The organism is Photobacterium sp. Alg240-V54 (assembly GCF_900537155.1).
Taxonomy (GTDB): domain Bacteria; phylum Pseudomonadota; class Gammaproteobacteria; order Enterobacterales; family Vibrionaceae; genus Photobacterium.
Genome location: NZ_UNRL01000004.1, coordinates 151,334 through 176,794, shown reverse-complemented (window position 1 = coordinate 176,794; position 25,461 = coordinate 151,334). Strand labels below are relative to the sequence as shown.

Genomic DNA, 25,461 nt, shown 5'->3' with positions numbered 1-25,461 from the left:
CATGTCAACAGATACCGTGTTGTATAAACGATCCTATGTATTTTCATTCGTTATCCGTTTATGTCACTGGTTACGTGCGTTTGCAATTTTTGGCCTAGTGATCACTGGCTTTTATATTGCTTGGCCATTTTTGGTTGCGCCTAATAGTACCAATGTCCTTGAACAAGGTTGGATTCGATTAGCACACGAAGTGTTAGGCTTTATTTTAATCGCTGTAACGCTGATTCGTGTTTATCTGTTCTTTTTCAGTCGCAGTAACGTTGAACGGCGCTCGGTAAAAGATATCATTAGCCCCAAAAGCTGGATTCAACAAATTAAAGCCTATTTTTGGATGGGTAATGCACCACACCATGGCGCTTATGGTCCGTTGCAACTTATGGTTTATGCAGGGATTTCTATTGCTGCAATCTTCATGTGTGTGACTGGCTTAACGCTATATGCTAATGTATACCACTTAGGGATTGGTGGCATGATGTGGGAACCTGCTCAATGGGTCGCTTATGCGATGGGCGGGTTAGATGAAGTGCGTAAATGGCATCATTATATTACTTGGGCATTCATTATTTTTGTATTGATCCACGTATATATGGTGATTTGGACAGGGATCCGTTTCCGTAACGGTTCTGCTGATGCCATTATGTCCGGTTTTGACTACCACCCTGTTCACGTTAAAGATGAACATAAGGGTGATCATCCGGTTCAGCATCATGCTCACCACAATAGTCATTCAAAAAATAAAGGCCACTAGCGCAAATGAAGATATTGCTGCTTGGTATTGGCAATGTCTTGTACGCCGACGAAGGGGTCGGCGTACATTTCGTCAATTATCTCACAGAAAACTACCGCTTTACGCACCCTGACCATCAGATTGATCTTATTGATGGCGGGACGCTAGCGCATTGTCTGATTCCAACGTTAACCCAATATGACCATTTAATTGTGGTTGATACCGTTAACGCTGCTGATGTGGATGCTGGCGAAGTGTACTTCTTTGACTTCGACAAAGCCCCTGCCGAAATTGATTGGCAAGGTAGTGCTCATGAAGTTGAGATGCTGCAAACACTTATTATGATGGATTTGGTTGGCGATCGTCCAAAAACCTATGTTTTAGGCGTAACACCTACGGTATTAGAACCTATGCATATGGGGCTAACCTCTAAAATTAATGCTGCAATTCCGGTAATGGAAGCGGCATTACTTCGTCACCTATCCGATTTAGATATCCACTGCGAAAAAGTTAATAACATCGACATAAACAGCTTGATTCCAACAGCTTATAAGCGAGGCGTTGAACAATGAAATTAATTCAATTTTCTTTTACCTGTTCACGTCCTGTGCCTTTTTATGCGCAATTATGTAATGATTATCTCGCTAACCAAACGTTAGAAACCACCATTGGTTATGAGAAAAACCGTTACTTGATTGAAGCGGTTGGCACCCAGCCCCAACTTGAAGCGTTAGCCGATCAAATAGCCAAAGACTTTCTATTGTCTATTTGGTTAATCGACTCTTCTATTAAAGAAATTCGCCACCGCGAAGGTCGAATAGTGCCTTTAGTTACCTCGCCACATCATTTGCCATTTTGCAGTTATTGCGAACCTGCATTAGGTGATAATCAATCTGAGTTATTTGGTGAAATCTCTATTGCCTGCTCACATTGTCATGGTGAGACTTCGGTTGCAGCATCTATCGATCGTCAACAAATTCAACAATGGGCAGATAGCGTTATTAACACTGGCCATGTGAGTTTTAGCTTACCGCTGGCAAATAACCACCAGCATGAGTTTCATTTAAGCCGCGGTCCAATTGCTGCAGCTCACCGTCAACGTCAGCAAGTGATTATTTGTAACCCGAACAATGTACCGATGCATTTTATTGTGCCATCACAGCATGTGTTAGCGTTATCAAGCTTAGAAAAACCACGCGTAACCGTACGTCCTAAGCAACATCATGGTCAGCTTGATCAACCCTTGTATGATCTATGCTTTAGTTACAATCGTATCTTAACGGTATTAACTGAAATGCTGCGCGTGCGTGGTATCGATTATTTGCATATTGAAACCAACCACCAGCAGCCGCTAGTGGCTCGAATCAATAAAGGATGGAGTCAGGTGTGTAGTGATCCTGTTATTCATCCATTGGTACCATTTAAATCTGTTGAGCCGTTACACGACCAAGCCTGTATCAATGGCCTTAATGCTTATTGGAGCAAGCGTCGAATTCGATTTGATTATCAGCCGAATCATGCCAATGATGCCCCTGAACATGCATTGCCTATTTGTGCTCTGCACGGTGGTATGCTGGAATCAGGTGTTGGCCGTCATAGTGCTGCTATTTATTTTGGTCGCCATGCCGCAGGTGAAATTGTTAGCCAAGATAAGTTCACCCGTACTGATACCTTCTTAGTTATGCCTACTCTGCCACATTCAGGTTCAGAAATGATCGCTGCACTGGCTGCGGGTGAGCAAGCTGAAGTATTAGCTAAATTTAAGCATCAAATTCCTGTTAGCTACAACGCACTTAATAAGTTAATCTTAAATGAGTGTAATGATCAGCTATCGGGTTTATTTGCCCTTGCTGCAACTATCTTAGGCCTCTCTAAATCAAGCCAAGATAACGTTCAATATCTTAATGATGCTCTGATCGCCAAATCACTGCAAAATGCCGATAATAAAGGCCATCGTGTTGATTTTTCATTAGATATGGTCGATGGCAAACGCACGATTGATTGGGCAAAAATGGTCGGTAGTTTAATGAGTTTCTGTCTCGTGGTTGATGAAGTTGATTACGACAAACTTGCCTTTGGCATTATGGACTCTCTAGCAGATTATATCGCTAATTGGATTGAGCGTATGGACGAAACCACAGGCATTAAAGCCGTCACCCTTGCTGGGAGTGATTTCGCTAATGAAGTGCTGGCAGATCGTATTTGCTTACGCGTCGGTAAGAACTTCCCTATCGTTGCAAACCGTAAACTAGAACTTGATGGCAGTAACTTAAGTGCTGGTGCATTGTTCTTGAAAATGCGTCGCCGTTAATCGTTACAACTGAACTGATCGTTTAAAGCCCAGTATTTTTCTCGCTGTAAGCGTATAAAATGACTGGGCTTTATTGTTTACGGTATTTAAAGAGCCATAAGTGCTTTACAAGCTTGATTACCATTACTTAGCATTATCACATTTTTATACTGACATGCTTCAAACCAATCTGTGCCATGTTGATCTAGCGCTTCAGCTTCAAAGATATCTAAATTTATATTATCTGCGCGAGTATATTGATAAAGCTCCACCTTCTCATCACACCATTTACCTTCCCAGCCATCAATGGCACCAATAGCGCGATAATTCAAGTGACGATGCTTTTCAAATCCTACCTTCACTACTTGATCGATATCTAGTGGGACAGGTTTGTCATTATTAAATCCCATTGCAGGACCAGCTAAGAACACCAATACTGCAGCTATAACTGTCTTTCTCACACCTCTTCTCCTTATTTAAAATTGCAACACAATATTGGATTAGCCTTTTTTATGTTGATAATGCAGAAACAATTCTCGCCATACTTTACCCGGCACTCCTGAGCCAATCATCTGACCATCAATGCTAATGACAGGCTTTAACTCTTCAATCGAATTTGAGACCCACACTTCATCGGCATCTTTGAGCATGGTTGGTGTAGGTGCTAATTCACACACTTGATATTGAAGTTTTGCAGCTATCTGTAAAATTATATGACGTGTAATACCGGGTAAAATATTGTCGATAGGAGGTGTATATATCTGGTTATCTTTTACCATAAACAAATTACTACTTGCAGCTTCAACGACTACACCATCACGAACAAATAATGCCTCGTTGTGCGCAGCATCATCACAATACAATTGCTGATATGCTAAGACATTAGCCAATAAACTAGTGGCTTTAATATCGCAATGTTGCCAACGCTTATCTGGCTGTAATGTCGCGGCACAGCCTTGGTAGTCAAGCGATACGGAAGGAGTAAATGGCGTTGAAAAAATCAAAACAGTTGGCTCAGATACAATCGGAAATCGATGCTTACGAGACGCTTCAGCGCCACGTGATACCTGAATATACAGCATTTGGGCTGCTTCACGCGTCGCTAGTACAGTACGAGCAATAGTACGCCAATCACTAAGAGCATAAGGTGATGTAATACCAATCGCTATTAAGCCATTGATTAACCGCTGTAAGTGAAGATCACCACCTAGCATTTTTCCGTTATACACCGGTATCACTTCATAAATGCTATCGCCAAATAAAAAACCACGATCAAACGGTGAGATTGCAACCTCCGCCACTGGCATATATTTCCCATTAAAAAATGCCAACTGTTCATTATGCTTTTCTGTCATCACTTAACCCACTACAACTATCTAATCAACACAGATTATGGGAAAATAATGCTATCAACAAACGACTTCTGGTTATCCTATCATGACAAAAAGTCATACTAAGCTGCGCTATCAACGTCTTCCTTCTCAACAATCTATTCGCGTTTTTGAAGCAGCAGCTAGGCATTTAAACTTCACTCTTGCTGCAGAAGAGCTTGCTATCACTCAAAGTGGGATCAGTAAGCAAATAAAAGCACTTGAACACTTTCTCAATGCATCGTTATTTATTCGAAAAGGCCAAAAGATTTATCTTACTGATATCGGGCGATTATTTTACAACCGTTGTGTCGAAGCCTTAGATTGTTTGCAAGGTGCTGTAGATGAAATTCAAGGACAAACAGGACAATTACGCTTACAAGCCCCTCCAACCTTTGCCTGCCGTTGGTTGATTCCACGTATGGAGCAGCTCCACACAAACTTGCCTAAATTATCATTGCATATTGAAACTACCTGGCTGCGCACCATCAGCGATTATATTCAACCCGAAGCAAATCAATTAGTCATTCATGCTTGCATTGACTATCCTTTTGATAACTTACATGCTGAATTACTGCGCCAAGAATCACTGTTTGTGGTGGTATCTCCAAGCTATATGGAGCGTGATGGTAATATTAAGTCTGCACAAGATTTAGTTGGCAAAACACTGATTCATACTCGTGTTGATGGGCATATCCATTGGGAGGCTTGGGCTAAAGCAATGGCAGCAGAAACGCTCGATACGACTAAAGGCTATGAATTTGAAACGTTAGATATGGCACTTTCTGCCGCTGAAAATGGCTTAGGGGTGTTAGTCTGTGATTTATTATTTGCGCTTAACGCCTTACGCAGTGGTCGATTAGTGATCCCGTTTAAAATGCCGATAGTAACAGGGTTACATTATTTACTATTAAGCCACTTAAACAGCGGTTATAAACCGTTACAACAAAACTATCGCCAGTGGCTACAACAACAAATTATTCAAGATAATAAACAGATGACGCAGTACCTTACCGAACTTAATTTTGATATTAATAAACAGCGTAAAGGAATGTGATTTTAATATTTAAACTATCATAAGCATTAATATTAAAACAATAAATTATAATTCCCACTATTGTGTAACGTCAAAAAAACATTTAATGTAATAAAAACAATCTTTATTAATTCAATGACATAACAAAATTTTAATAGGTATTTTATTAATTAACTTTTTATTAATAAAAAATCGTGTAACATTCACCACTTCATTTGTTATACAAATATAGTCATTAATTTCATATTAAGAGGTGTATTTATATGAATATAAATCCATTATTATTATCTTTAATTACAGCACTATCATTTAATACTTATGCATATAATGATAGTCAATCATACAAAATAGCAAAACCATCAAACCTGGTATCAAACTCACAATCAACCATTAATTATATTGCTGAACATATTTTAATTAGCGTTAATGTAAGACAAAATTTTAATGATAAAACCAAACAAAAAAAACAACTCGTTGATATAACATTAAAAAATAACGGAAATAAAACCATTCCAATGAGTGATTGGTCTATTTACTTTGGCATAAGACGAGATATTCAAGATACAATTAGCAATGGATTTCATATTAAACAACACCTTGGAGACATAAAAACCTTATCTCCTCTAGCCAATACTAAGTCGATTAAAGCTGGAGAGTCGCGAGTTATTACACTTAGTAGTAATTATTTCATTATCTCTGACTCTGCTGTTTTACCTAATTGGTATGTTAGTTCAAATAAAACAAAACCCGTTATTATTGATAGTACCAATTTTGAAGACCCAATTTTTGTTAAACCATTTAAATCAAACATTCAATTAAAACGTTCTCCACAAGATATTATTCCTTTAGCTACACCCAATCGTAGATTTGAACAATATAAAACAAAGTCAGTTCAAGAATTAGATAATTTCGCTATAACACCCACACCTAAATCTATTATTAAAAAACAAGGAAAAACGACCATAGATAATAGCTGGTCTATTGTCTACACAGAAAAAAATAAATCACAAGCTATCGCATTACATAATATTTTACGTGAACAACTATCACTTTCAAATACACCAATTTTAGTCAAAGAATCTATATCACCGCATTCAAAAGTTATTCGATTAATTGACCAGGATATTGGTAATGAAGCTTATACACTCAATATTAATAATAATCATATCGATTTAACAGGCAAAGATGCTGGTTTATTTTATGCCCAAACAAGTTTACTTAGTCTAATAAAACAACATGGAAATACCTTACCTAATGGTTTTATTAATGATCAACCCAGAAAACCATACCGCGGTTTTTTATTAGAAGTTGCCCGTAATTTCTATACTAAAGACACCATTTTAAGATTAATCGATCAAATGTCGACCTACAAAATGAATGTCCTTCATCTACACCTTTCTGACGATGAAAGTTGGCGCCTTGAAATTCCTACTCTTCCAGAGCTCACAGAGTTTGGTGCAACGCAATGCCATGATATATCAGAAACCAAATGTTTAATGCCCGTACTAGGCGCTGGCCCTGATAAAAAAACGCAATATTATAGTGTGGAAGATTATAAAGACATATTGAGATACGCTAATGAGCATCATATTACAGTCATACCTGAATTTGACATGCCGGGTCATGCTCGTGCCGCTATTTACGCTATGGAATCTCGTTATCGTAAATTAAAAGCCGAGGGTAAAATAAACCAAGCACAACAGTATCGTCTGTTAGATCCGTTAGATACCACTCAATATAAATCAGTTCAGTTGTATACCAATAACGCGATTAATGTTTGTTTAGATTCAACATATAATTTTGTTGATACTTTACTTACCCAAATGAAGAAAATTCATGCTGATATTCAACCACTAAAAGTGATCCACTTGGGCGGGGATGAAATAGCAGGCGCTTGGGTCAATTCGCCAGCTTGTAAAAAATTAATCTCAAATAACGATCAATTACATTCAACAGCACAACTTGGTGAGTATTTTTTCAATAAGGTCAATAAAATTTCAACCGCGCATCATTTGGAATTGCATGCCTACGGTGATGCTTTTGATCATAAAAATCATACCATCCGCATTAAAGGGAATCTTGTCGCACAGGTGTGGAACAGTATCTGGGAATGGCAATCAGGAGGACGAGCGAATCGATTGGTCAATGCTGGATATGATGTCATCCTCAGTAATGCCCCTTATTTATATTTAGATCAACCGCAAGAAGCCTCCCCCTATGAGCGAGGCAATCCTTGGGCTACCCGCTTTATTAATACTGAAAAAGTATTTAGTTTTACGCCAGCTGATATTTATAAAAATATTGATATCTTTCAAAATGGCACCAAAATCACCGCTAAAGATATCAGCAATGGTACTTTAGGGCCTTTGCCTACATTAAAACCTGCGGCAGAATCGCATATCTTAGGTATTGAAGCTGCGGTCTTTGGTGAGACAATTCGTACCGATGAGCAATTAGAATATATGATTTACCCACGTCTCATTGCCGTTGCTGAACGTGCTTGGCATCAAGCTGATTGGGAGACAATTAAAAATAAAACTCAACGGAATCAAGCTAGACATATTGCTTGGGAAGAATTTGCTAACCGTTTAGGTCAAAAAGAACTCTTGCAAATGGACAACTACCACCAACACGGCGACAGTATTCACTATCGGTTACCTATGGTTGGTGCAAAAGTAGTTAATGGTAAACTCATTGCAAATACTGAATATCCAACAGTAAAAATTCAGTACTCCTTTGATAATAGTAATCATTGGGTTGACTATACTAAGCCCGCTAACGTTGCCGATAACAAAAATGTTTTATTGCGTACTTCTTCAACCAACCATCGTTATAGTCGTGTTACTCAACTTGATATACAGCAATAATAACCATTATTAATAACAATAGCCCCATCACTGTCTTTGCTGGGGCTATGCTAACTGGTATCGTATGGCCAGCACCTATCAATAGGCTAATATTAGGGTGAGTAAATTGCCCCATTAATATTATAAAAATAGAGGCTTTGTTATTAAGATCTAACCAAAATGCATTTTCCGATGACAGTTAGGGCATATGGCTTGTACATTCTCAAGCGAATCTTCGCCCCCATCTGATAATGATTTGATATGATGGACTTCTAAATAAGGCTAACCATTTGATTTCTTTATAAACGGTGCAGGCTGATGGCAGGCTTCACAAATTCCATTCGCTTTATATAAAGCTTCCGCCACTACATCTGGATTTCGAGCGTAGTCTTCAATATACCTTAATACTTTTTTAGGTTTATTATCTGCTGCTAATATTCTTTTTTTACGTTCACTTGATGTTGCAGTAAGAGAACCCCTAATTGCCGTATCAAATTTTGCTAAATATTCAGCTTGAGTGTCTCTTACCAATTGAGGCTCATTAACATTGAATACATTTAACGAAACAAACTTTATATAAGCTTTTTTGTACTGGCTATCAAAGTTTTCAATTAGACCTATATGTACATCTCTTAGTTTTTTATTGGCTGATTTACTAATTACAAATAACGGTATTTTAGCCTCATAACAGTTTTTAAGTGCTTGAATTTCATTTTTATCATGAGAGCCATTACGCTGAGTGGAAGGAAAATCGTAATGAATACCTTGCTCTGAAAAATCGTCGCTGTAGTCTTTACCAGTATGCATTATACTAACAGCAACACCAGAGTTATCAGAAACAATGCCTCTAGTTAGTTCGGTATTAACCCATACCCCTGCGGCCCCACTGTAAATCCCTAATTCTCTTAATTGGCCAGCAGTAACACCAACTGCAATATCAACATAAGTTATTGCATTAAATAATCTTCCACGACGTTCTATTTCTTGTTTTATAGATAAGTTATTCATATTATCTCCAGCAATAATTCACCCATTGAGTATTTACTCAATAGATGTTTTTCGCGCTGGATTCTATTACTCAACCAGTGGAGTATCATGTCTAATTTTTTGAAAATGTGATATGCATCATAATGAATTATCAACTCATTTTAAATATCTGTCACTTTCAAACAAAGTCATTAATTATCAATAAAATGATATATGTATTGCAGGTGAATAACACAGCCTATTATTCGTCATCTCGAAAGTTGAGGAACGAAGCTATCCGTGATCTACTCACAGCGTGTTTGAGCATTACAGACACCCATGAAAATAATAACTCTAAAACGCGCGGAGAGTAGATTCCCTATCGCCCTCGCGGGCATTCGCTGTAGGGAATGACGGAGTTGAGGTTGACATTCATCGTATAGAATGACGGAGTTGAGGTTGGCATTCATCGTATAGAATGACGGAAATTGGATTGGGATTCACCTTCCTAAATTGCGTAAGTATTACTGCCCATGAAAAGTATCCATCACATAATCAATAAACAAGCGGGTGGTTTGTGGTTGTAGGCGATGAGAGGGATACACCATATACATATTTCCTGATTCATGGCTATATTCAGATAAAATCGGTATCAGTTCCCCACTATCAATATATTGTTCAACTAACCCTTCTGGTAACCGTGCAATGCCTCTACCCTCACGCACTGCAGTAATATGTAAATGGGTATTGTCTGCAGCAAAACGGCCTTTAACTGGGAATTCTTTTAAGCCATTTTCATACGCGAATGTCCAATATTGCTTGGCTTCAGATTGCTGCCATAAAATACAATTATGATCGATTAAGTCACTCGGTGATTGAGGTACGCCATAGTGTGAGATATAGCTTTTACTGGCGCAATAGATGATTTGCTTACGCAGTATTTTTCTCGCTATCAATGTTGGTGTTGCAAGCTCACCGGAACGAAAAGCAATATCGACGTTGTGATCAATCATGTCCAGTAGATTGTCATTGACGATCAGTTCTATCTTCACTTTTGGGTATCTATCCAGAAAATCATTAATCACTGACTGTAAATAATAAACTGAGAAATCAAACGGGGCTGTAATACGAATTAAGCCATCAGGTATTTGTTGGTTTTGTTGTAGCGATTGATTAGCCTCTTCCATGCCACACAAAAAAGGCTTCACCTGTTGGTAATAAATTTCACCTAAATTAGTTAACGATAATTTACGGGTGCTGCGATTTAATAACCGTACCCCTAACGCTGTTTCTAATTGCTGAACTTTGCGGCTAACAGTGGTTGATGGCATGGCTAACTTTTTACCAGCATCAACAAAGCTGTTCATCTCAACAACAGTTGCAAAGATCTTAATCTCGTTTAAATCAATCATTCAATTACCAATAAATATGGGATAGATAAACTTAATTATACCATCTAATAAAGCATTCGATTAAAGCATACACTTATTCCATCAAACAGAAGGAGTTTATCGTGATTAAATCAAACTATACTGGTCTACGCCATGGGCCAATAAACAGCTTTATTCGACAAGATAATATGCAGCAATTAAATCCTTTTGTAATGTGGGATCATTTCCAATTGAATTCGGCCCAAACGGAAGCTGGATTCGATTTTCATGGCCATTCAGGTATTGCTGCCATTACTTATGTTATTCATGCCGATCTCACCCATCAAGACTCACAAGGTAACGTTGCTAAATTACCAACAGGCAGTGTTCAACTATTAGTAGCGGGTGCAGGCGCGCTGCATAAAGAAACATTAACCTCACAAGACGGTCACTTTGAGGCATTTCAACTTTGGACTGCTTTGCCAAAAAACATCGAAATGGGTGAAGCGCGCTATCAAGGTGTCTCTAGTGAAGATCTGCCGATTATCAAAGAGTTAAATACATCAACGAAAATATTGGTCGGGGAATACGCAGGGATCAAAAGTCCAATTAGCCATATTATTGATATGAACTATTATCATATAACGTTATCAGCCAGAAGTGCCAACTGGCGTTATGCGCCGACACCAGAGCAGGATTCACGCTTTATATATGTACTAAAAGGTGGCATCTCAATATCTGGCGAGCGTGTCGCAACCCAACAATTAATCACCATTGATAATACTGCGATGTTAGAGATCATCGCTGAAACGGATAATAGTGAATTTATTTTTGTGTCAGCGGCTTCTTTAGCACAACCGATTTTACCCACAGGGCCATCGGTCCACACTAGTTACGAAAATGCCAAAATTGGCCAGCAAAATATTGCGCAACTTTTTAAAACAATGATGAAATAATAATAAGGAATACCACTATGACAAACACATTATTCACACCAGAAAACAGTGCAATGCTTCTCATTGATCATCAAGTGGGCACTATGGGATGGGTTCATTCTGCTGATTTAGAGCAAATTAAACGTAATACATTAGCCTTAGCGCGTGCTGCAAAAGAGACAGGAATGCCTCTAATTTTAACCTCTAGCCAAGAAAGTAATGTCCAAGGGTTATTATTTGATGAGCTGCAACAAGCCGTACCTGAAGCGTATGCATTACGCATTCAAAGAGCAGGTATTGTTGATGCGATGAAAGATCCAAACTTTGCTCAAGCTGTTGCTGCAACAGGCCGTAAAAACTTAATCATTGCCGGTATAACCACTGACGTTTGCGTTGTTTACCCTGCGCTTACATCTGTTCAAGAAGGTTATCGAGTACAAGTTGTCGTGGATGGCTCAGGATCGCCAACGACATTAGCGGATGAAACCGCATTGCGTCGCATGGAATCAAATGGAGTAACACTAACTTCAACGAATCAATTAATTGCAGAATTAGCACAAGATTGGACCACAGAAAATGGTCAAAAATTAATGACGGTATTATTTGAAGAGATACTATCAAAGCAATAGGGTTTAGGACGTGCGGAGAGTAGATTCCTATCGCACTCACGGGCATTCACTGTAGGGAATGACGGGGAAATTTAAAAAGGCCATACCTGTGTTAACGGGTATGGCCTTTCTTAGTGATGATAGCTGCTTATGCGATTTAGCTTTGCTCGACTTCAAGCTGCATTAGCATTAAATCTTCACCATCCAATACATGGGTGCGATTGCTTCCACAATGCTGACAAATAATACTGCGCTCGTTATGAATGGTTTCTTGACCACATTCAAGGCAGGATAACACCAGTGGCTGAATATTCATTTCAAACTCAGCGTCATGGCAAATGCCTTCAAGCTTAAAAGTCTGAAAAGCGGTTTCAAGTAACGCTGGCTCTACTCCACTTAAAATACCGACTTTAATCGCAACGCGAGTAACTTTATCAGCATTATTATCACGCGCATGTTGTTCGCATTGTTCGATAAGTGCGCCGACAATGGAATACTCGTGCATTAACAGATCCTCGGTAGTAATTCACCTTGAGGAAGATCTAAATAACGACGACTGCCCCAACCGCTGGTTAAAATAACGCGGCCAGCATGCTCATTATTCACAGAACCAATCACAGCCGCATTTTCACAGGCAGCAAAGGCTTCAAGCACCGCTAATGCTTGTTGTGCTTGCGCTTGTGGCAATGCAATAATAAACGTGCCTTCGTTAGCTAAATCAAACGGTTCAAACCCGTATAATTCACATAGACCGCGCACTTCTTCACTCACAGGTACATCATCTTCAACGACATTGATGCCAACATCAGACGCTTGTGCCCATTCGTTTAATACTGCCGATAAACCACCACGAGTTGCATCACGCATTGCATGAATATCAAGCCCAGCAGCAATAAGTGCCTCAACTGCAGGCCATAGCGTATTGCAATCACTGATAAGCTCTGATTCAAGGGTTAAGCCTTCACGCGCCATTAAAATAGCTGCGCCATGACGACCAACATCACGCGATACAATAATTGCATCACCATCAGCAAGGTTACGGACTGAAATACCGCTTTGAATAATTTTGCCAACACCCGTGGTATTAATAAAAATACCGTCAGCACACCCTTTGGGCACAACTTTGGTATCACCACAAACGATTTTAGCACCAGAGATACTTAACTCGGTGGCCATACTTTCAACGATAGTTTTAAGCTTACCGATGTCAAACCCTTCTTCGATAATCACACTACAACTTAAATATTGTGGTTGTGCGCCCATCATCGCTAAATCATTCACAGTGCCTGCAATGGCTAATTTACCAATGTTACCACCAGCAAAAAACAACGGTGACACTGTAAATGAATCAGTCGTAAAGGCGGTTTTACCTTCAAGGGTTAATACTGCGGCATCTTCTTCGCTGCGCAGAATGGCATTATCAAACGCTTTAAAGAATAGGCCTTTAATTAGCTTATTCATTTCCTGACCACCACCACCGTGGCTTAGTTGAATCGATTTTGTGGTCGATAATGCAGAAAAATCTTGTTCACTCATTTAACACCTCGGTATCGGAAATACGCATTACACGCACCTTCTGAACTCACCATGCAACTGCCAAGCGGCGTTTGTGGCGTACAACCACGACCAAAAACTTTACAATCTTTAGGCTTTGCTAAGCCTCGTAAAATATCACCACACTGACAAGCCTTATGATCATCAATCGGTGTCATTGGCAAACAATCAGCAAATTTAATTTCAGCATCACGATGACGGTATTTTTCATTTAACTGTAATGCTGAATTAGCGATTGGGCCTAAACCACGCCAGCGGAAACTATCACGAATATCAAAACAGCGTTTTACCGCCGCTTGAGCAACCGTATTGCCTTCTTCTGTTACTGCACGCGTGTATTGCACATCAAGTTCAGCAATACCAGCGACCCTTTGCTTAGTTAAGCGCAGAATAGATTCCATTACATCAACTGGCTCAAAGCCTGCGACAACCACTGGCGTTTGATACTTTTCAACGACTGAGCGATAAATTTTAGCCCCTTCAATAACACTCACGTGCGAAGGGCCAATAAACGCATTCACTTTCACCGCAGGATCTGCCATTACCACATCAATCGCCGGTGGCACCAGCACATGGTTGATATGGAAATAGAGGTTATTAACCTGACGCTGTTCCGCCAATTCAATCAAAATCGCCGTCATTGGGGTTGAGGTTTCAAAACCAATCGCAAAGAAAACCACATCTTTATCAGGGTTATCAAGTGCAATGGTTAAGCAATCAAGTGGGTCATAAATAGGTCGAATATCACACCCTTGAGCGCGGTATTGTGCCAAGCTGCCTTTTGAACCAGGCACACGGATCATATCGCCCAACGTAACTAAAATAACATTGGGTTGACTCGCTAATGCTGCAGCGTGATCAATTCGCTCTTTAGGCATCACGCACACCGGGCAACCAGGGCCATGAATAAAATCAATATTATCGGGTAATAGCTGCTTTAAACCATACTTCATGATGGTATGGGTATGACCACCACACACTTCCATCACTTGCATCGGTTCGAGTAAATCTACCGCTAGCTGCTTAATTTGTTCGGCCAGATTTAATACTGTATCGGCGTCACGAAAGCCTTCATACAGTTTTTTAAGATCAAAACTCATATTGGCAGTGGTCCTGATTCATCCATAATAAATTGATACATTTCAAGACTTTCTTGTGCATCTTTGTCATCGATTTTGCTCATTACAAAACCAATGTGAATCAATACATACTCGCCCACCACCAGCTCATCCATTAATAGATGACAACTAACGCGGCGTTTAACACCCATGGTATCAACGGTAACGGTATTATCTTCGTGAACTTCAACTACCTGAGAAGGAATAGATAAACACATAATTACGCTTCCTGTGGGCGTAGATTCGCCGTTATCCAAGTCACCAAAGGAGCAAATGTTGCTGCGTCTTTAGTCGATAAGGTAATCACTTCTACCTCTGGATTAAGCTTTTTAAGCTGTGCTTTAGCTTCTTCAATACTGAAGTCAAAATATGGCAGTAAATCGCACTTGGTAATCAATACTAAATCGGCACGACGGAACATCACTGGGTATTTCTCAATTTTATCGTCGCCTTCAGGTACTGAAACTAGCACGATATTTTTATGTGTACCCACGTCGTAGCTAGCAGGACAAACTAAGTTTCCGACATTCTCAACAAAGCAAATATCAAGATTTTTAAGATCAACATGGTGTAATGCGCCATGTACCATAAAGGCATCAAGGTGACAGGCTGAACCTGTTTGAATTTGATAAGCGTCAATACCGTGTGCTTTTAAACGATCAGCATCACGCGAGGTTTCTAAGTCACCTTCAATGACGGCATATTTAAGATCGGTATGCTGGTGCAAATGCTCAAGTAATGTGGTTTTACCGCTACCTGGGCTGCTCATTAAATTAAATGCGGTCACATTTTGGGCTTCAAAATGTGCTCGATTATGGGCCGCTTCCACGTCATTCTTATCAAGAATTTTATGAATAACAGATAAGGTCTTTTTATCATTTAATTGTGGATTAGCTTGTAATTGATGGTGATGATGATCACCTCTCGGTAATGAACAACCGCAATCTTGGCACATATGAACTCCAGCAGAGGGGGATTTTCTAAGGTGTTAATCAAAAATCGATAACGTTAGAAAAATGAAACAGGACTCAGTTCAGGTTATTAAACACTCAAATTCTGAGAATTATGAGCATTGATTATCTATGCTTTAAAAGAATAATGCAATTTGTGTGACAATTTATTTTGCGGATCATTAGATTGATATTATATATATATCGCCTTTTTCGACTAACTGATAAAATGCAAACCTATATTATTCAGTTTAGCTTCAGGCTTAATGACACTGATCTGACATAACGGTAGATCAGTGCGCGTATGTTATGTCGTAAGCACTTCAAGATTATGATGCTGAGACTCGCTAACGATGCTCTCTCACGCTTTCTTGAATAGAAACGTTATTCATTGAACATAAGAGAAACCATAATGCAGACTAAAACATCTGGCTTAAAAACTAAACTTCTTAAAGTTGCAGCGCCTATCGCTTTAGCTTGTGCGTTTGCAGCAGCACCAGCAGTAGCAATGGCTAAAGATGCGCCAACGACTGTGCCTATGGCCTCGTCTCACCAGATCACAGCTGAACAACAGCATGTAGCTGGCGAAATTGGTAAAATCCAACAACAGCTTGCCGCTATTCGTGTAAAAACACTGAAAGCAAACCCTCAACTTATCACTGAGATGAAAGCTTACGAAACAGCGTTTAACAATAAAGTTAAAGCATTGGGTTACCAGCCTGAGAAGCTCATTAAACGTGCTCAAGAAATTCAAGTTGAAGCGACTAAGAAAGATATTTCTAACGACAAGCGTACTGAGTTAGTAAAAGAATTTACCACTATCCGTACTACACTTGAGAAGCAACAACGCACTATCTTGAATGATCCTGCAATCAGCAAGCAAGACAAGCAAGTACAAGATGACGTAATTGCGGCAATGAAAAAGCAAGATCCAAAAACAACTGATCTGCTTAAGCAACTAGACAAACTTGTAATGCAATTTAAGAAATAATCGCCATTGAGATTATTCTCATTGCCATAAAAAAAAGGATAATCAATCGATTATCCTTTTTTATTGGTGCTATTTTATTTGATTATTTTAAGCTGCCAGTTACAACTTCACTGCTTGATTTTGGCTTAATAATCGCATGCCATTAAGAATTTTAGCGAACCAAATAACAATTGCTACCAGAGCAATCGCACCACCAATAAACGGTAATACATGCAGTACTTTATGCAAAATATCGCTATGAACCCAATATTCAGCACCCGCAATCATGCCAGTTGTTGTTGCCGCAGAAACACCTAACACCACAAAAAATGTTAAAAACAAAAAGAAGCTGCGAATAATGGTGTAATAATGGCTATAAGTGACTTCATCAGTGCCTTTATCGAGTTTATAACCCGCATAAATAATGGCGATAATACCTGATAATAGTAAAGTAAATGGGGTCAGAAAACTGGCAATATAGGCAAACCAAATACCCTTTTTATGTTCTTCCGTCATCATTTTTATCCGAATAATTAAGCAATTAATAACCTAATTATCACAGGTATTTTACCAAGTTCAAGTTGTGCTCTAAATTACGATGATCGGGATCAACTTATCGACAACCACTGTCGCTAGGGTCTGCTATAACGCCCTAAACGAACACATGCCTGTGATGAATAGCAGGCATGATGGGTTAAATAGTGATAGTTAATCGTTATTAATTTTTTGCGTTTTATAATTTCTCATCGGGTGTTTCAATTTCTGAGCCATCTTTAATACGGCGATGGCCTTGCTCTAAGTGCACAAAATCCACCAAATCATCACCACTGACTTGAAACGCTTTACCAAACCCTTTTACAAATAAACCTTGAGTCGGTGCCAAACGGAATAAAACAAAGTCTTCTAAGCCACTCAAGCCATCAATAATTTCACCAAAACGTTGGCGCAAAGCCGCGACAGCTAAGGTCCACCCTTCGCAATTACGATCAACAACACTAACATCAGCTTCAAAGGTTAATCGTTTACGGGCATACAAGGTTTTAGCTGTGGCTTCATCTTCAATCATCATCAATGAAACCTGCGGATTTTCAAGTAAATTACGCGCATGCTTGGCTATTTGACTAATTAATACGTAGTAACCATCATCCAATAATGCAAACGGTGCATAACTCACATTGGGTTTGCCATTAATATCGACGGTTGCCAGTTGCAGTGTTAAACACGTTTCACGAAATTCTTTAATCTCTGGCCCTAAACGGTTTTGTAAGCGCTGTTGTTTTACTTCACTCATGTTATATCCCTTCTTCCTTTTTTATTCGGGCTGACTTATTTTCTAGTTATGTATGTTGTTATTATTTTTTAACTGACAAAGGTTATTGATTGGCTAATAGTTTTAGCTGCTGGAATTTTTCAATTTGCTGCGGGTATAAATTACGCTGTTTATCTCTTCCCAAATAGACTTTAAACACACACTCACCATTGGCTGCAAAAAAACCAATAAAATAGCTTTCTTGGCCCATAAATGGCTTGCTAACTAGTGCGATATGTTCAACAAGATCTAAGCGTAAATGCCCGTGTAGTTCGCCGTCTTTCCCCATTAAATTATAGTAACCACGGGCTAACTTGCCTTTAGGAAAAGGAGCTTTAACTTCAAAAATAGATCCCATTGAATGTACAATTGTTGTCACAGCTCCCCAGCTAGGTAAAGCTTCAACGATAGCTTGGGCCAAATGACCAGCTAACGGCACAACCAACGTTGATGGCAACGATAGCACGACTTCACCTTCGGTGACCTGCAATTGTTCAGCAATAGCGCCTGCATGCAATTTGTCATTTTGTTGCAGAATATCAGCAACCTTGATTGTTAATTCAGCCTGAGAATAGCGAGTAAACACAGTTATCATCCTTTTTAATTAATAAATCTTTTGCGTTGAAATATGACTACGGTTGCGGTTTCGATATCGCTGTTGTCACCACTTGAATCAATGCCTGTGCCAGTGTCACTGACCAAAATTGCCCTGCTAACGTTAAATTCAAATAACGGTGACTGCCGTGTTGTTCTAGTGCTACGAAGCCATTTTTTTGCCAATGCTCAAATAGCGGCAAGAAATAACTAAATAATGGCCACCCTGCTTGTTTATCAAGTTCTTTGGCAACAAGCACTCCACGATCAAAGCCCGCTTTAATGGTGGTATTGATTACTGCATGGGATGAGGATTTAACCATCATCGACAATGGAAAATGCTGTTGGCTAACGTCATCCATGTAACGTTCTAGTTTACGGTGTTGCATAAAGCCATAACCACCAACATTCCCTCCTGCACCAGCACCAAGTGGCAACACTTCTGCGGTTGTTTTTGCTAAGCTGTTATAACAACTCCGCTCACGGTTATCGCGCGCCCAATGATTAACACTTAACCGCCGTAAGTGATGCTTAGCCAAATAATCGACCCCAATTTCAAACATTGAGGCTTTAGTGATGGTATCTGCAGGCTGAGGTAAACGGCCTTGTTCGACCATTTTTCCCATTGGAGTATTACCCATTTCAATTAATTGATATAAATCGACACCATGGGCGCCAGAATCGAGAAAATCATCAAGATCATGTCGCCACACATCAATATTTTGATAAGGCAAACCATAGAGTAAATCAATTACAATCGGTGCTTGATCGGCCGCTGCTAGTTCACTGATGCGCTTGAGCACCACTTCGCGATCATCTAACCGTTTTGCTTGACGACGTACTTGCGTATCAAAACTTTGCACCCCAAATGAAAATCGGTTAAATCCCCCTTCGAGTGCTGAATCAAACATTTCATCATTAAAACGGTTAATACGCCCTTCTAAAGTCAGCTCGCAATCGGTGGCTAATGGAAAATAACGGCGAATCATGGTGCCGAGTTGTTTAATTTGCGCAGCAGTTAAATCAGTTGGTGTACCACCACCAATGTAAACCGCTTGAAATGGGGCTGCCTGCGTCCAGGGTTGTGATGCTTTACATTTAAGCTCTGCCATCAATGCTGCAAAATAGTCATCAATTAAGCGTTGACTTGAAGCATATTCAAAAAAGCTACAATAAGTACACCGCACACGACAAAATGGAATATGAACATATAAGCAACGCTTATTGAAAGGCGGCGTCGTTTGCTGCAATACCCGTTGGGCGAGTGGTTGAATCTGTTCAACAGTAATCGGTGCATGGTGACCGCCACCAGCATGGGCCGATAACTTACGTCGAAAACCAAACCGCAATGGATCGGGTGTATTCTCACCTAGAATATCACTGTCAAAAACAGACGTGTCCAATGTTACGGGCATATTAGCTGGCAATGTTAATCGGTCGGCATTTATCATTTTAATGGCTATGTCACTAGCCCCTCTACGTCAGTTGTTATTAGTCTTTTCGATCAGGTTGGCAACAAATCGATACTAACCACACTATTTATAATGGTTTGCTGTCACTTTCTAAATGCTTATCACAATAATATCAGCGTAAAAGTGGTGCATCGCCACTTTTATCAGTGCTTATAAATGTTGTTTGTTAGCATGATATTTTGCATTGAATAATATTGCAAATGATAATTGATATTATTCGCATTTCGTGGATAATAGCTAAAAACAAGCTAGGACTGTGAATATCACACCGCTAACCAATTAAAAATATTAACAAAATACACATTACATCGTGAGGACGTTATTTTGCACAGACATTTAATTGCTACCACAGGCGTCGATCTCATCTTAGCCTTAGGTGAAAAGAGTGAATACTAAACGTTATATAGCCGCAGGAGCGGTATCACTTTTGGTGCACAGTATGTTCCTTGCCGCTATGCCAACCAAAGAGCCACTGACACTTACTATGGGAGCAGATAATCCTCGAGTTAGTTTAACATTTACAGCAATGCCAGCCGCTAAGAACAACAACACTCCAACGATAAACCCTATAGCACAACCTATTGAGAAAACCGTAAAAAAACCTATTAAATCAGAGGTTAAACGTTTATCAAACACTGATACTGTTAGCCAAAAGGTTGTCAAAAAAAAGCCAACAATAACAAAAAGACATAAATCTTCGGCTAAAAAACATCCTCAAAAAGCAGTTGTTGAAAAAAAACAAATAGTTAAAAAAACACCACAAAGCACCAAAAAAGAACCAACAACTATAAAAAACACACTTAACAACAAAAAAATAATTAAAAATCAATTCGGTAAATCACCACAAAAAAACAACACCAACACTGGTGCACAAACTTTGCAATTAGTCTCAAAGCCAACGTTTGCAACTCGACCAAGTCCGGTTAATTACCCCAAATTAGCCAAACGGCGTGGTATTGAAGGTCAAGTATTGGTTGAGGTGTGGATAGGTGCTCAAGGACAACAACTTAAACAAAAACTGATTAAATCATCGGGCGCACAAATTTTAGATAATGCAGCGATTGCAGCAATTAAGAAATGGCGCTTTTCTTCTCACATTGTTAACGGTAAGGCAATTGCCCACCGAGTACAGATCCCTGTACGTTTTAAATTGGATTAAACCATGACTGTAGTCGATACGCTTACTCAACAATTTGGCCTAATGACATGGCCGTTACTTGCCTGCTCTGCCTTAACGGTCATGATTTTAGTCGAACGCTTAATACAAGTTTTTCTTTGTACTGGTGTTGGTAAAACCAAAGTCACGGCTTTACTTGAGCAACAAAATAGACATGACGATCGCGCACTTGAACAATTAGCAGCCCAACTCAAGCACCAACGGCCACTATTGTGTAAAGGTATTGCGATGCTGATCGCTCATCGTCACTTTACTAAACCGTTACGAGAAGATGCGGCCAATATTTGGTTATTGCAAAAACGCCAACAATTACGCTCTGGGTTACGATTGCTGAGTTTAATTGGTGTGATTAGTCCATTGTTAGGATTGCTTGGCACTGTACTTGGCTTGATTGATATGTTTAAAGGTATCGCCCTCTCTACCAGTTCGGTTACGCCAAGTGATCTTGCTGATGGTTTGGGGCTTGCGATGCGTACGACTGCTGCAGGATTGATTATTGCCCTACCCGCAATTACAGGTTCGCAATTATTAGGACTATGGGCTGACAGTATTATGGCGAAACTTGAGCATAGCTTAAACCGCTGTAATTTATGGCTCGAAGGCATGAATATTGATGCTGAAAATAGCCCAGCAAAACCGTGTGATACTTGCGAAGAGAACCCTGCTTATAGTGGCACATCAGCATGATAACGATTAATAACCGTCACGATAGCGACGACTTAACCCCTGATCTAACCCCATTATTAGATATTATTTTTATTGTGATGGTGTTCTTGCTACTAACCGCAACTGTTCAAATCAAAGCATTAGATGTCGACTTACCACAAACATCGACTCAAATATTACAAACCACCAAAGCTGATCCAATTACTATCAATTTGGTCGCAACTGAACCTTATTGGGCATTACAAGGCCAAACCATCAATGACTGGGATAGTTTTAACCTGCAGCTATTAGCCGCAGTCAAAGCTGCTCCCAATAAACCGGTTGTGATTGGCGCTGATAAAAAAGCCTCGGTCGAACAAATGCTCAAACTGTTAGCTTTTCTACAAAAAAACGACATCAAAGCCACTCAACTATTAATGGAAGAACAACAATAATGGACCGTCATCACTCTGTTTTTATCGCACCTTCTTGGGGTCATATTGCTCGCAAAGCACTGTTGCCAATTACACTATTAATAACAGCATCAAGCTTGTTTTCACCACAGGCTCAGGCTCAACCTGATTCTGATTCGCCACGAGTCATCAGTGCGGGTGCTGCAATTACGGAGATTATTAATGCTCTAGGTGCTGAGCAACAATTGATTGCTGTAGATGTCACCAGTAAAAACTTAGTCGCACCGAGCCTGCCTAAAGTAGGCTATCACCGCCAACTATCAGCAGAAAGTTTGATTGCATTAGCGCCAACTAAAATCATTGGCTCTGATGAAATGGGGCCACCAAAAACATTAACCCTTTTAAAACAGTCAGGGGTTGAAGTGGATATCGTCAATGGCGGTGAAACAGTGGCTGATTTACTGCATCGTATTGATCAAGTCGCGGCATTAACCCAACATCAACAGCAAGCGCAGCAACTTAAGCAACAACTCCAAACCAGCGTGGATGCCATCAAACAGCACAATTTAGATCAACAACACCCGCTTAAAAAGGTGTTGTTTTTAATGATCCATGATGGTCGTCCAATCAGTATTGCGGGCAAAAATACCACCGCCGATAGCATTATTACTTTAGCAGGTGCAATTAATCCTGCCGCGCAATTAGTGGCTAATTATAAGCCAGTATCAACGGAAGCTATTTTGCAGATGCAACCCGACATTATTTTATTAAGTGATCGCACCACTGCATCAATTAACAACATGCAACAGTTGCTGGAAAAAATGCCCATGTTAGCGGCAACACCTGCGGCAAAAAACAATGCCATTGCGGTGATTGACGGTACAGCCCTGATTGGAGGATTAGGTATTCACAGTATTAATGAAGCCATGCGCCTTAATGGTGTTTTTTATCCACAATCGTAAATTGAGATCAATGTCGTCATGAATGTTACTCGTATTTCTCCCTCCGTCATTTACGTGATCAGTATCTGTTCGCTTTTATTTGCGCTACTCAGTTCGATTGCGATAGGGCCGATGGATATTAGCTATAAAGACAGCTTTATTGCCCTGTTACCCGGCGAGCATCACCTTGCGACTCATGTTGATTTAGTGATCCATCAAATACGGTTACCACGGACATTATTATGTATTGCGATTGGCGCTATATTGGCAATTTGTGGTGCCGTGTTACAAGGGTTATTTCGTAACCCTCTTGCCGACCCTGGTATTATTGGTATATCAGGCGGTGCTGGCCTAGGAGCGGCATTTGCAATCATTTTATTTGCTCCGCTGATGACGCATTACCCACTATTAATGAACATTGGTGCCGTACCCTTTTTTGCTTTTTTAGGTGGCGCAATAAGTACTTATTTGGTGTATCACCTTGGTACTGACAAAAATGGCACCTCTGTCGTGGTTATGCTGCTTGCAGGGGTTGCGATTGGTGCAATATCTGGCGCAGGACTGGGGTTATTAAATTACATTGCTGATGACCAAGCCCTACGTGATTTCTCTTTATGGTCTATGGGCTCACTTGCTGGGGCTACATGGTCTGGTATTGGGTTAGCTTTTATAAGCCTTATCGTGATTTATTATTATTGTTACCGTCAAGCAAATGCACTTAATGCGTTTTTATTAGGTGAAGCCGAAGCCCGTCATATGGGGGTTGATGTTCAACACCTTAAACGCAGTTTAATTATTGTGTGTGCCGCAGGAGTTGGGATCACCGTTGCGATTACCGGCCCAATTGGTTTTATTGGTCTGGTTATTCCGCATTTAGGGCGCATGATTTCAGGCCCTAACCATAAGACATTGTTGCCAATATCGGCTATTTTAGGCGCTTTAATACTACTCGTCGCAGATATGATCGCCCGTAGTGCGTTTGCACCACAAGAACTTCCGGTAGGTATTATTACCGCTATTTTAGGCGCTCCATTTTTTATCTATCTACTTAATAAGCAAAAAGGCAGAATCGCATGACGGCGACACTCTCACACTCGACGGCGATTACAGCACGTAACTTACAGCTCACATTAGCCAATAAAGTGTTATTAGATAATTTCAGTATTGATATTAAAGCAGGTCAAGTTACTGCGCTATTAGGCCCTAATGGCGCGGGTAAAAGCACCTTGCTTAAAATCTTATGTGGTGAGATTTCACCTGAAAGTGGCGATGTGGCATTTTTCAATCGTGATATCAATGATTGGCAACGCGCAGAACTGGCGCGTCATTTAGGCATTCTACCGCAGCACAGTTCACTCTCTTTTAGCTTTACCTGTAAAGAAGTGGTAGAACTTGGCACTATGCCATTGTGTTTATCTCGCCAAGAAATCAATCACATCACTAACCAAACAATGGCTAATACCGATGTGCTTGAGCTTGCTCAGCGGTTGTATCCCACCTTATCTGGTGGTGAAAAACAACGGATCCATTTTGCACGAGTATTAACCCAATTAAGCCAAGCCGATGATAAATGCATTTTAATGTTAGATGAGCCAACTTCAGCCTTAGATTTAGCCCATCAACATAAAACGCTACAAATGGCACAAACGATGGCAGCTCAAGGTGCAGCGGTGATCGTGGTATTACATGATCTTAATTTAGCGGCCCAATATGCTCAGCGGATGGTAATTATTCAACATGGAAAAATTCAAGCCGATGGCACACCATGGCAAGCATTAAATCCGGCAGTGATTAATACTGTCTATGGTTGGCAAGTTTCTGTTCACCGCCATCCTATCCATGATTACCCTTATCTATTATCAGCATGTTAACTAACCACACATGATGAGTCCATCAAGTAAATTTCAGTAACACTACGATAAATTTGCTGAAATTTACGTTTTTTTGTTGATAGCATCAAATATTTTAATCCAAAACAATAGAATCGTTGCACTACGCGAAACACTCAGTAAAATGTGAACGCAAGCGATTACACTTGAAAAATATGTAATAATTATAAAGCCGCAAAATAGATGCGGATTTTGTTGTTGGATACTATTTAAGTATGTAACAGATACATAATCGGTGCCAAATTGAATAATTAACGAGACGACTAACGCAATAAGATGGA

General features: G+C 39.8%; 27 protein-coding genes and 1 pseudogene. 14 read left to right on the top strand and 14 right to left on the bottom strand.

All coding sequences use genetic code 11. The features are described 5' to 3' along the window. Position 1 precedes the first annotated feature (1 nt). The 3 genes from cybH to G6R09_RS12565 are packed head-to-tail and all read left to right on the top strand — an operon-like array spanning position 2 to position 3,038. Positions 2-748 (top strand): Ni/Fe-hydrogenase, b-type cytochrome subunit, encoded by a 747-nt coding sequence (gene cybH / locus G6R09_RS12575; protein ID WP_163922779.1) that lies wholly within the window; start codon positions 2-4, stop codon positions 746-748. Between the two features lie 5 nt (positions 749-753). Continuing rightward, a complete protein-coding gene (locus tag G6R09_RS12570) occupies positions 754-1,299 on the top strand; it encodes a HyaD/HybD family hydrogenase maturation endopeptidase (RefSeq protein ID WP_065168553.1) in 546 nt (181 codons plus the stop codon). After that, entirely contained in the window at positions 1,296-3,038 is a 1,743-nt protein-coding gene (locus tag G6R09_RS12565; RefSeq protein WP_163922777.1) for a hypothetical protein, read from the top strand. Before G6R09_RS12570 ends, G6R09_RS12565 begins: the two co-directional genes overlap by 4 nt. An 86-nt stretch (positions 3,039-3,124) precedes the next feature. Here the strand turns inward: G6R09_RS12565 and G6R09_RS12560 are convergent, their stop codons facing one another. Continuing rightward, positions 3,125-3,478, bottom strand: coding sequence for a hypothetical protein (locus G6R09_RS12560; RefSeq protein WP_065168555.1), 354 nt, complete (start codon positions 3,476-3,478; stop codon positions 3,125-3,127). A gap of 39 nt (positions 3,479-3,517) precedes the next feature. Beyond that, a complete protein-coding gene (locus tag G6R09_RS12555; RefSeq protein WP_065168556.1) occupies positions 3,518-4,372 on the bottom strand; it encodes an aminotransferase class IV in 855 nt (284 codons plus the stop codon). 82 nt (positions 4,373-4,454) lie between these two features. On the opposite strand from G6R09_RS12555, the gene G6R09_RS12550 reads away from it, so the two are divergent. Next, positions 4,455-5,444 (top strand): LysR substrate-binding domain-containing protein, encoded by a 990-nt coding sequence (locus tag G6R09_RS12550; RefSeq protein ID WP_065168557.1) that lies wholly within the window; start codon positions 4,455-4,457, stop codon positions 5,442-5,444. 242 nt (positions 5,445-5,686) lie between these two features. Next, positions 5,687-8,290, top strand: a complete 2,604-nt coding sequence (locus G6R09_RS12545; protein ID WP_163922774.1) for a family 20 glycosylhydrolase — start codon at positions 5,687-5,689, stop codon at positions 8,288-8,290. Positions 8,291-8,440: 150 nt separating this feature from the next. Here the strand turns inward: G6R09_RS12545 and G6R09_RS19940 are convergent. From G6R09_RS19940 to G6R09_RS12535, 3 genes and pseudogenes are all read right to left on the bottom strand, one after another. After that, a pseudogene (locus G6R09_RS19940) lies at positions 8,441-8,536 on the bottom strand (HNH endonuclease); the annotation flags it as partial. Positions 8,537-8,551: 15 nt separating this feature from the next. Then, positions 8,552-9,277: a hypothetical protein gene (locus G6R09_RS12540; protein ID WP_240345743.1), complete on the bottom strand. Its 726-nt coding sequence runs from the start codon at positions 9,275-9,277 to the stop codon at positions 8,552-8,554. A 482-nt stretch (positions 9,278-9,759) separates the two neighbouring features. Continuing rightward, positions 9,760-10,647, bottom strand: a complete 888-nt coding sequence (locus tag G6R09_RS12535) for a LysR family transcriptional regulator (RefSeq protein WP_163922771.1) — start codon at positions 10,645-10,647, stop codon at positions 9,760-9,762. A 101-nt stretch (positions 10,648-10,748) separates the two neighbouring features. Here G6R09_RS12535 and G6R09_RS12530 point away from each other — a divergent pair, with 101 nt between their 5' ends. Continuing rightward, complete coding sequence (locus G6R09_RS12530; protein WP_082955755.1) at positions 10,749-11,561, top strand: pirin family protein; 813 nt, start codon at positions 10,749-10,751, stop codon at positions 11,559-11,561. A 17-nt stretch (positions 11,562-11,578) separates the two neighbouring features. Then, the gene (locus tag G6R09_RS12525) at positions 11,579-12,169 is read left to right on the top strand and encodes an isochorismatase family protein (RefSeq protein WP_065168562.1); all 591 of its coding nucleotides are present in this window, start codon (positions 11,579-11,581) and stop codon (positions 12,167-12,169) included. A gap of 136 nt (positions 12,170-12,305) precedes the next feature. Here G6R09_RS12525 and hypA read toward each other — a convergent pair whose 3' ends face one another. From hypA to hypB, 5 genes are read right to left on the bottom strand one after another with little or no spacing between them, the layout of a single operon-like run. Further along, positions 12,306-12,653 carry a hydrogenase maturation nickel metallochaperone HypA gene (gene hypA, locus G6R09_RS12520; RefSeq protein WP_065168563.1) on the bottom strand — a complete coding sequence of 116 codons (348 nt, stop codon included), beginning with the start codon at positions 12,651-12,653 and terminating at the stop codon, positions 12,306-12,308. Continuing rightward, positions 12,653-13,684 carry a hydrogenase expression/formation protein HypE gene (hypE, locus tag G6R09_RS12515; RefSeq protein ID WP_087843422.1) on the bottom strand — a complete coding sequence of 344 codons (1,032 nt, stop codon included), beginning with the start codon at positions 13,682-13,684 and terminating at the stop codon, positions 12,653-12,655. Before hypE ends, hypA begins: the two co-directional genes overlap by 1 nt. Further along, on the bottom strand, positions 13,681-14,802 hold the full coding sequence (gene hypD, locus G6R09_RS12510; protein ID WP_065168565.1) for a hydrogenase formation protein HypD: 1,122 nt from the start codon (positions 14,800-14,802) through the stop codon (positions 13,681-13,683). Before hypD ends, hypE begins: the two co-directional genes overlap by 4 nt. Then, positions 14,799-15,038 carry a HypC/HybG/HupF family hydrogenase formation chaperone gene (locus tag G6R09_RS12505; RefSeq protein WP_060997506.1) on the bottom strand — a complete coding sequence of 80 codons (240 nt, stop codon included), beginning with the start codon at positions 15,036-15,038 and terminating at the stop codon, positions 14,799-14,801. Before G6R09_RS12505 ends, hypD begins: the two co-directional genes overlap by 4 nt. Positions 15,039-15,040: 2 nt before the next feature. Further along, positions 15,041-15,775 (bottom strand): hydrogenase nickel incorporation protein HypB, encoded by a 735-nt coding sequence (hypB, locus tag G6R09_RS12500; protein WP_065168566.1) that lies wholly within the window; start codon positions 15,773-15,775, stop codon positions 15,041-15,043. Positions 15,776-16,182: 407 nt separating this feature from the next. Here hypB and G6R09_RS12495 point away from each other — a divergent pair, with 407 nt between their 5' ends. Then, positions 16,183-16,761 carry a hypothetical protein gene (locus G6R09_RS12495; protein ID WP_065168567.1) on the top strand — a complete coding sequence of 193 codons (579 nt, stop codon included), beginning with the start codon at positions 16,183-16,185 and terminating at the stop codon, positions 16,759-16,761. 99 nt (positions 16,762-16,860) lie between these two features. Here the strand turns inward: G6R09_RS12495 and G6R09_RS12490 are convergent, their stop codons facing one another. The 4 genes from G6R09_RS12490 to hutW form a co-directional block, all read right to left on the bottom strand. Next, positions 16,861-17,256 (bottom strand): hypothetical protein, encoded by a 396-nt coding sequence (locus tag G6R09_RS12490; protein ID WP_163923031.1) that lies wholly within the window; start codon positions 17,254-17,256, stop codon positions 16,861-16,863. Positions 17,257-17,473: 217 nt separating this feature from the next. Next, positions 17,474-18,031 (bottom strand): heme utilization protein HutZ, encoded by a 558-nt coding sequence (gene hutZ, locus G6R09_RS12485; protein WP_163922768.1) that lies wholly within the window; start codon positions 18,029-18,031, stop codon positions 17,474-17,476. A gap of 82 nt (positions 18,032-18,113) precedes the next feature. Beyond that, positions 18,114-18,635, bottom strand: a complete 522-nt coding sequence (hutX, locus tag G6R09_RS12480; protein ID WP_163922765.1) for a heme utilization cystosolic carrier protein HutX — start codon at positions 18,633-18,635, stop codon at positions 18,114-18,116. A 46-nt stretch (positions 18,636-18,681) separates the two neighbouring features. Beyond that, positions 18,682-20,058 carry a heme anaerobic degradation radical SAM methyltransferase ChuW/HutW gene (hutW, locus tag G6R09_RS12475; RefSeq protein WP_163923028.1) on the bottom strand — a complete coding sequence of 459 codons (1,377 nt, stop codon included), beginning with the start codon at positions 20,056-20,058 and terminating at the stop codon, positions 18,682-18,684. 442 nt (positions 20,059-20,500) lie between these two features. Between hutW and G6R09_RS12470 the strand changes: the two genes are divergently transcribed. Genes G6R09_RS12470 through G6R09_RS12445 form a run of 6 tightly spaced genes read left to right on the top strand, consistent with a single transcriptional unit; the run spans position 20,501 to position 25,162 of the window. Beyond that, on the top strand, positions 20,501-21,274 hold the full coding sequence (locus G6R09_RS12470) for an energy transducer TonB (RefSeq protein ID WP_163922762.1): 774 nt from the start codon (positions 20,501-20,503) through the stop codon (positions 21,272-21,274). A gap of 3 nt (positions 21,275-21,277) precedes the next feature. Continuing rightward, entirely contained in the window at positions 21,278-21,979 is a 702-nt protein-coding gene (locus G6R09_RS12465; protein WP_163922760.1) for a MotA/TolQ/ExbB proton channel family protein, read from the top strand. Next, on the top strand, positions 21,976-22,392 hold the full coding sequence (locus tag G6R09_RS12460; RefSeq protein WP_065168573.1) for a biopolymer transporter ExbD: 417 nt from the start codon (positions 21,976-21,978) through the stop codon (positions 22,390-22,392). Before G6R09_RS12465 ends, G6R09_RS12460 begins: the two co-directional genes overlap by 4 nt. Then, the gene (locus tag G6R09_RS12455; RefSeq protein ID WP_163922758.1) at positions 22,392-23,312 is read left to right on the top strand and encodes a hemin ABC transporter substrate-binding protein; all 921 of its coding nucleotides are present in this window, start codon (positions 22,392-22,394) and stop codon (positions 23,310-23,312) included. The genes G6R09_RS12460 and G6R09_RS12455 overlap by 1 nt, the downstream gene beginning before the upstream one ends. Before the next feature lie 18 nt (positions 23,313-23,330). Next, positions 23,331-24,368 carry an iron ABC transporter permease gene (locus G6R09_RS12450; RefSeq protein ID WP_065168574.1) on the top strand — a complete coding sequence of 346 codons (1,038 nt, stop codon included), beginning with the start codon at positions 23,331-23,333 and terminating at the stop codon, positions 24,366-24,368. Then, the gene (locus tag G6R09_RS12445) at positions 24,365-25,162 is read left to right on the top strand and encodes a heme ABC transporter ATP-binding protein (RefSeq protein ID WP_065168575.1); all 798 of its coding nucleotides are present in this window, start codon (positions 24,365-24,367) and stop codon (positions 25,160-25,162) included. Before G6R09_RS12450 ends, G6R09_RS12445 begins: the two co-directional genes overlap by 4 nt. The last annotated feature ends 299 nt before the right edge of the window (positions 25,163-25,461 follow it).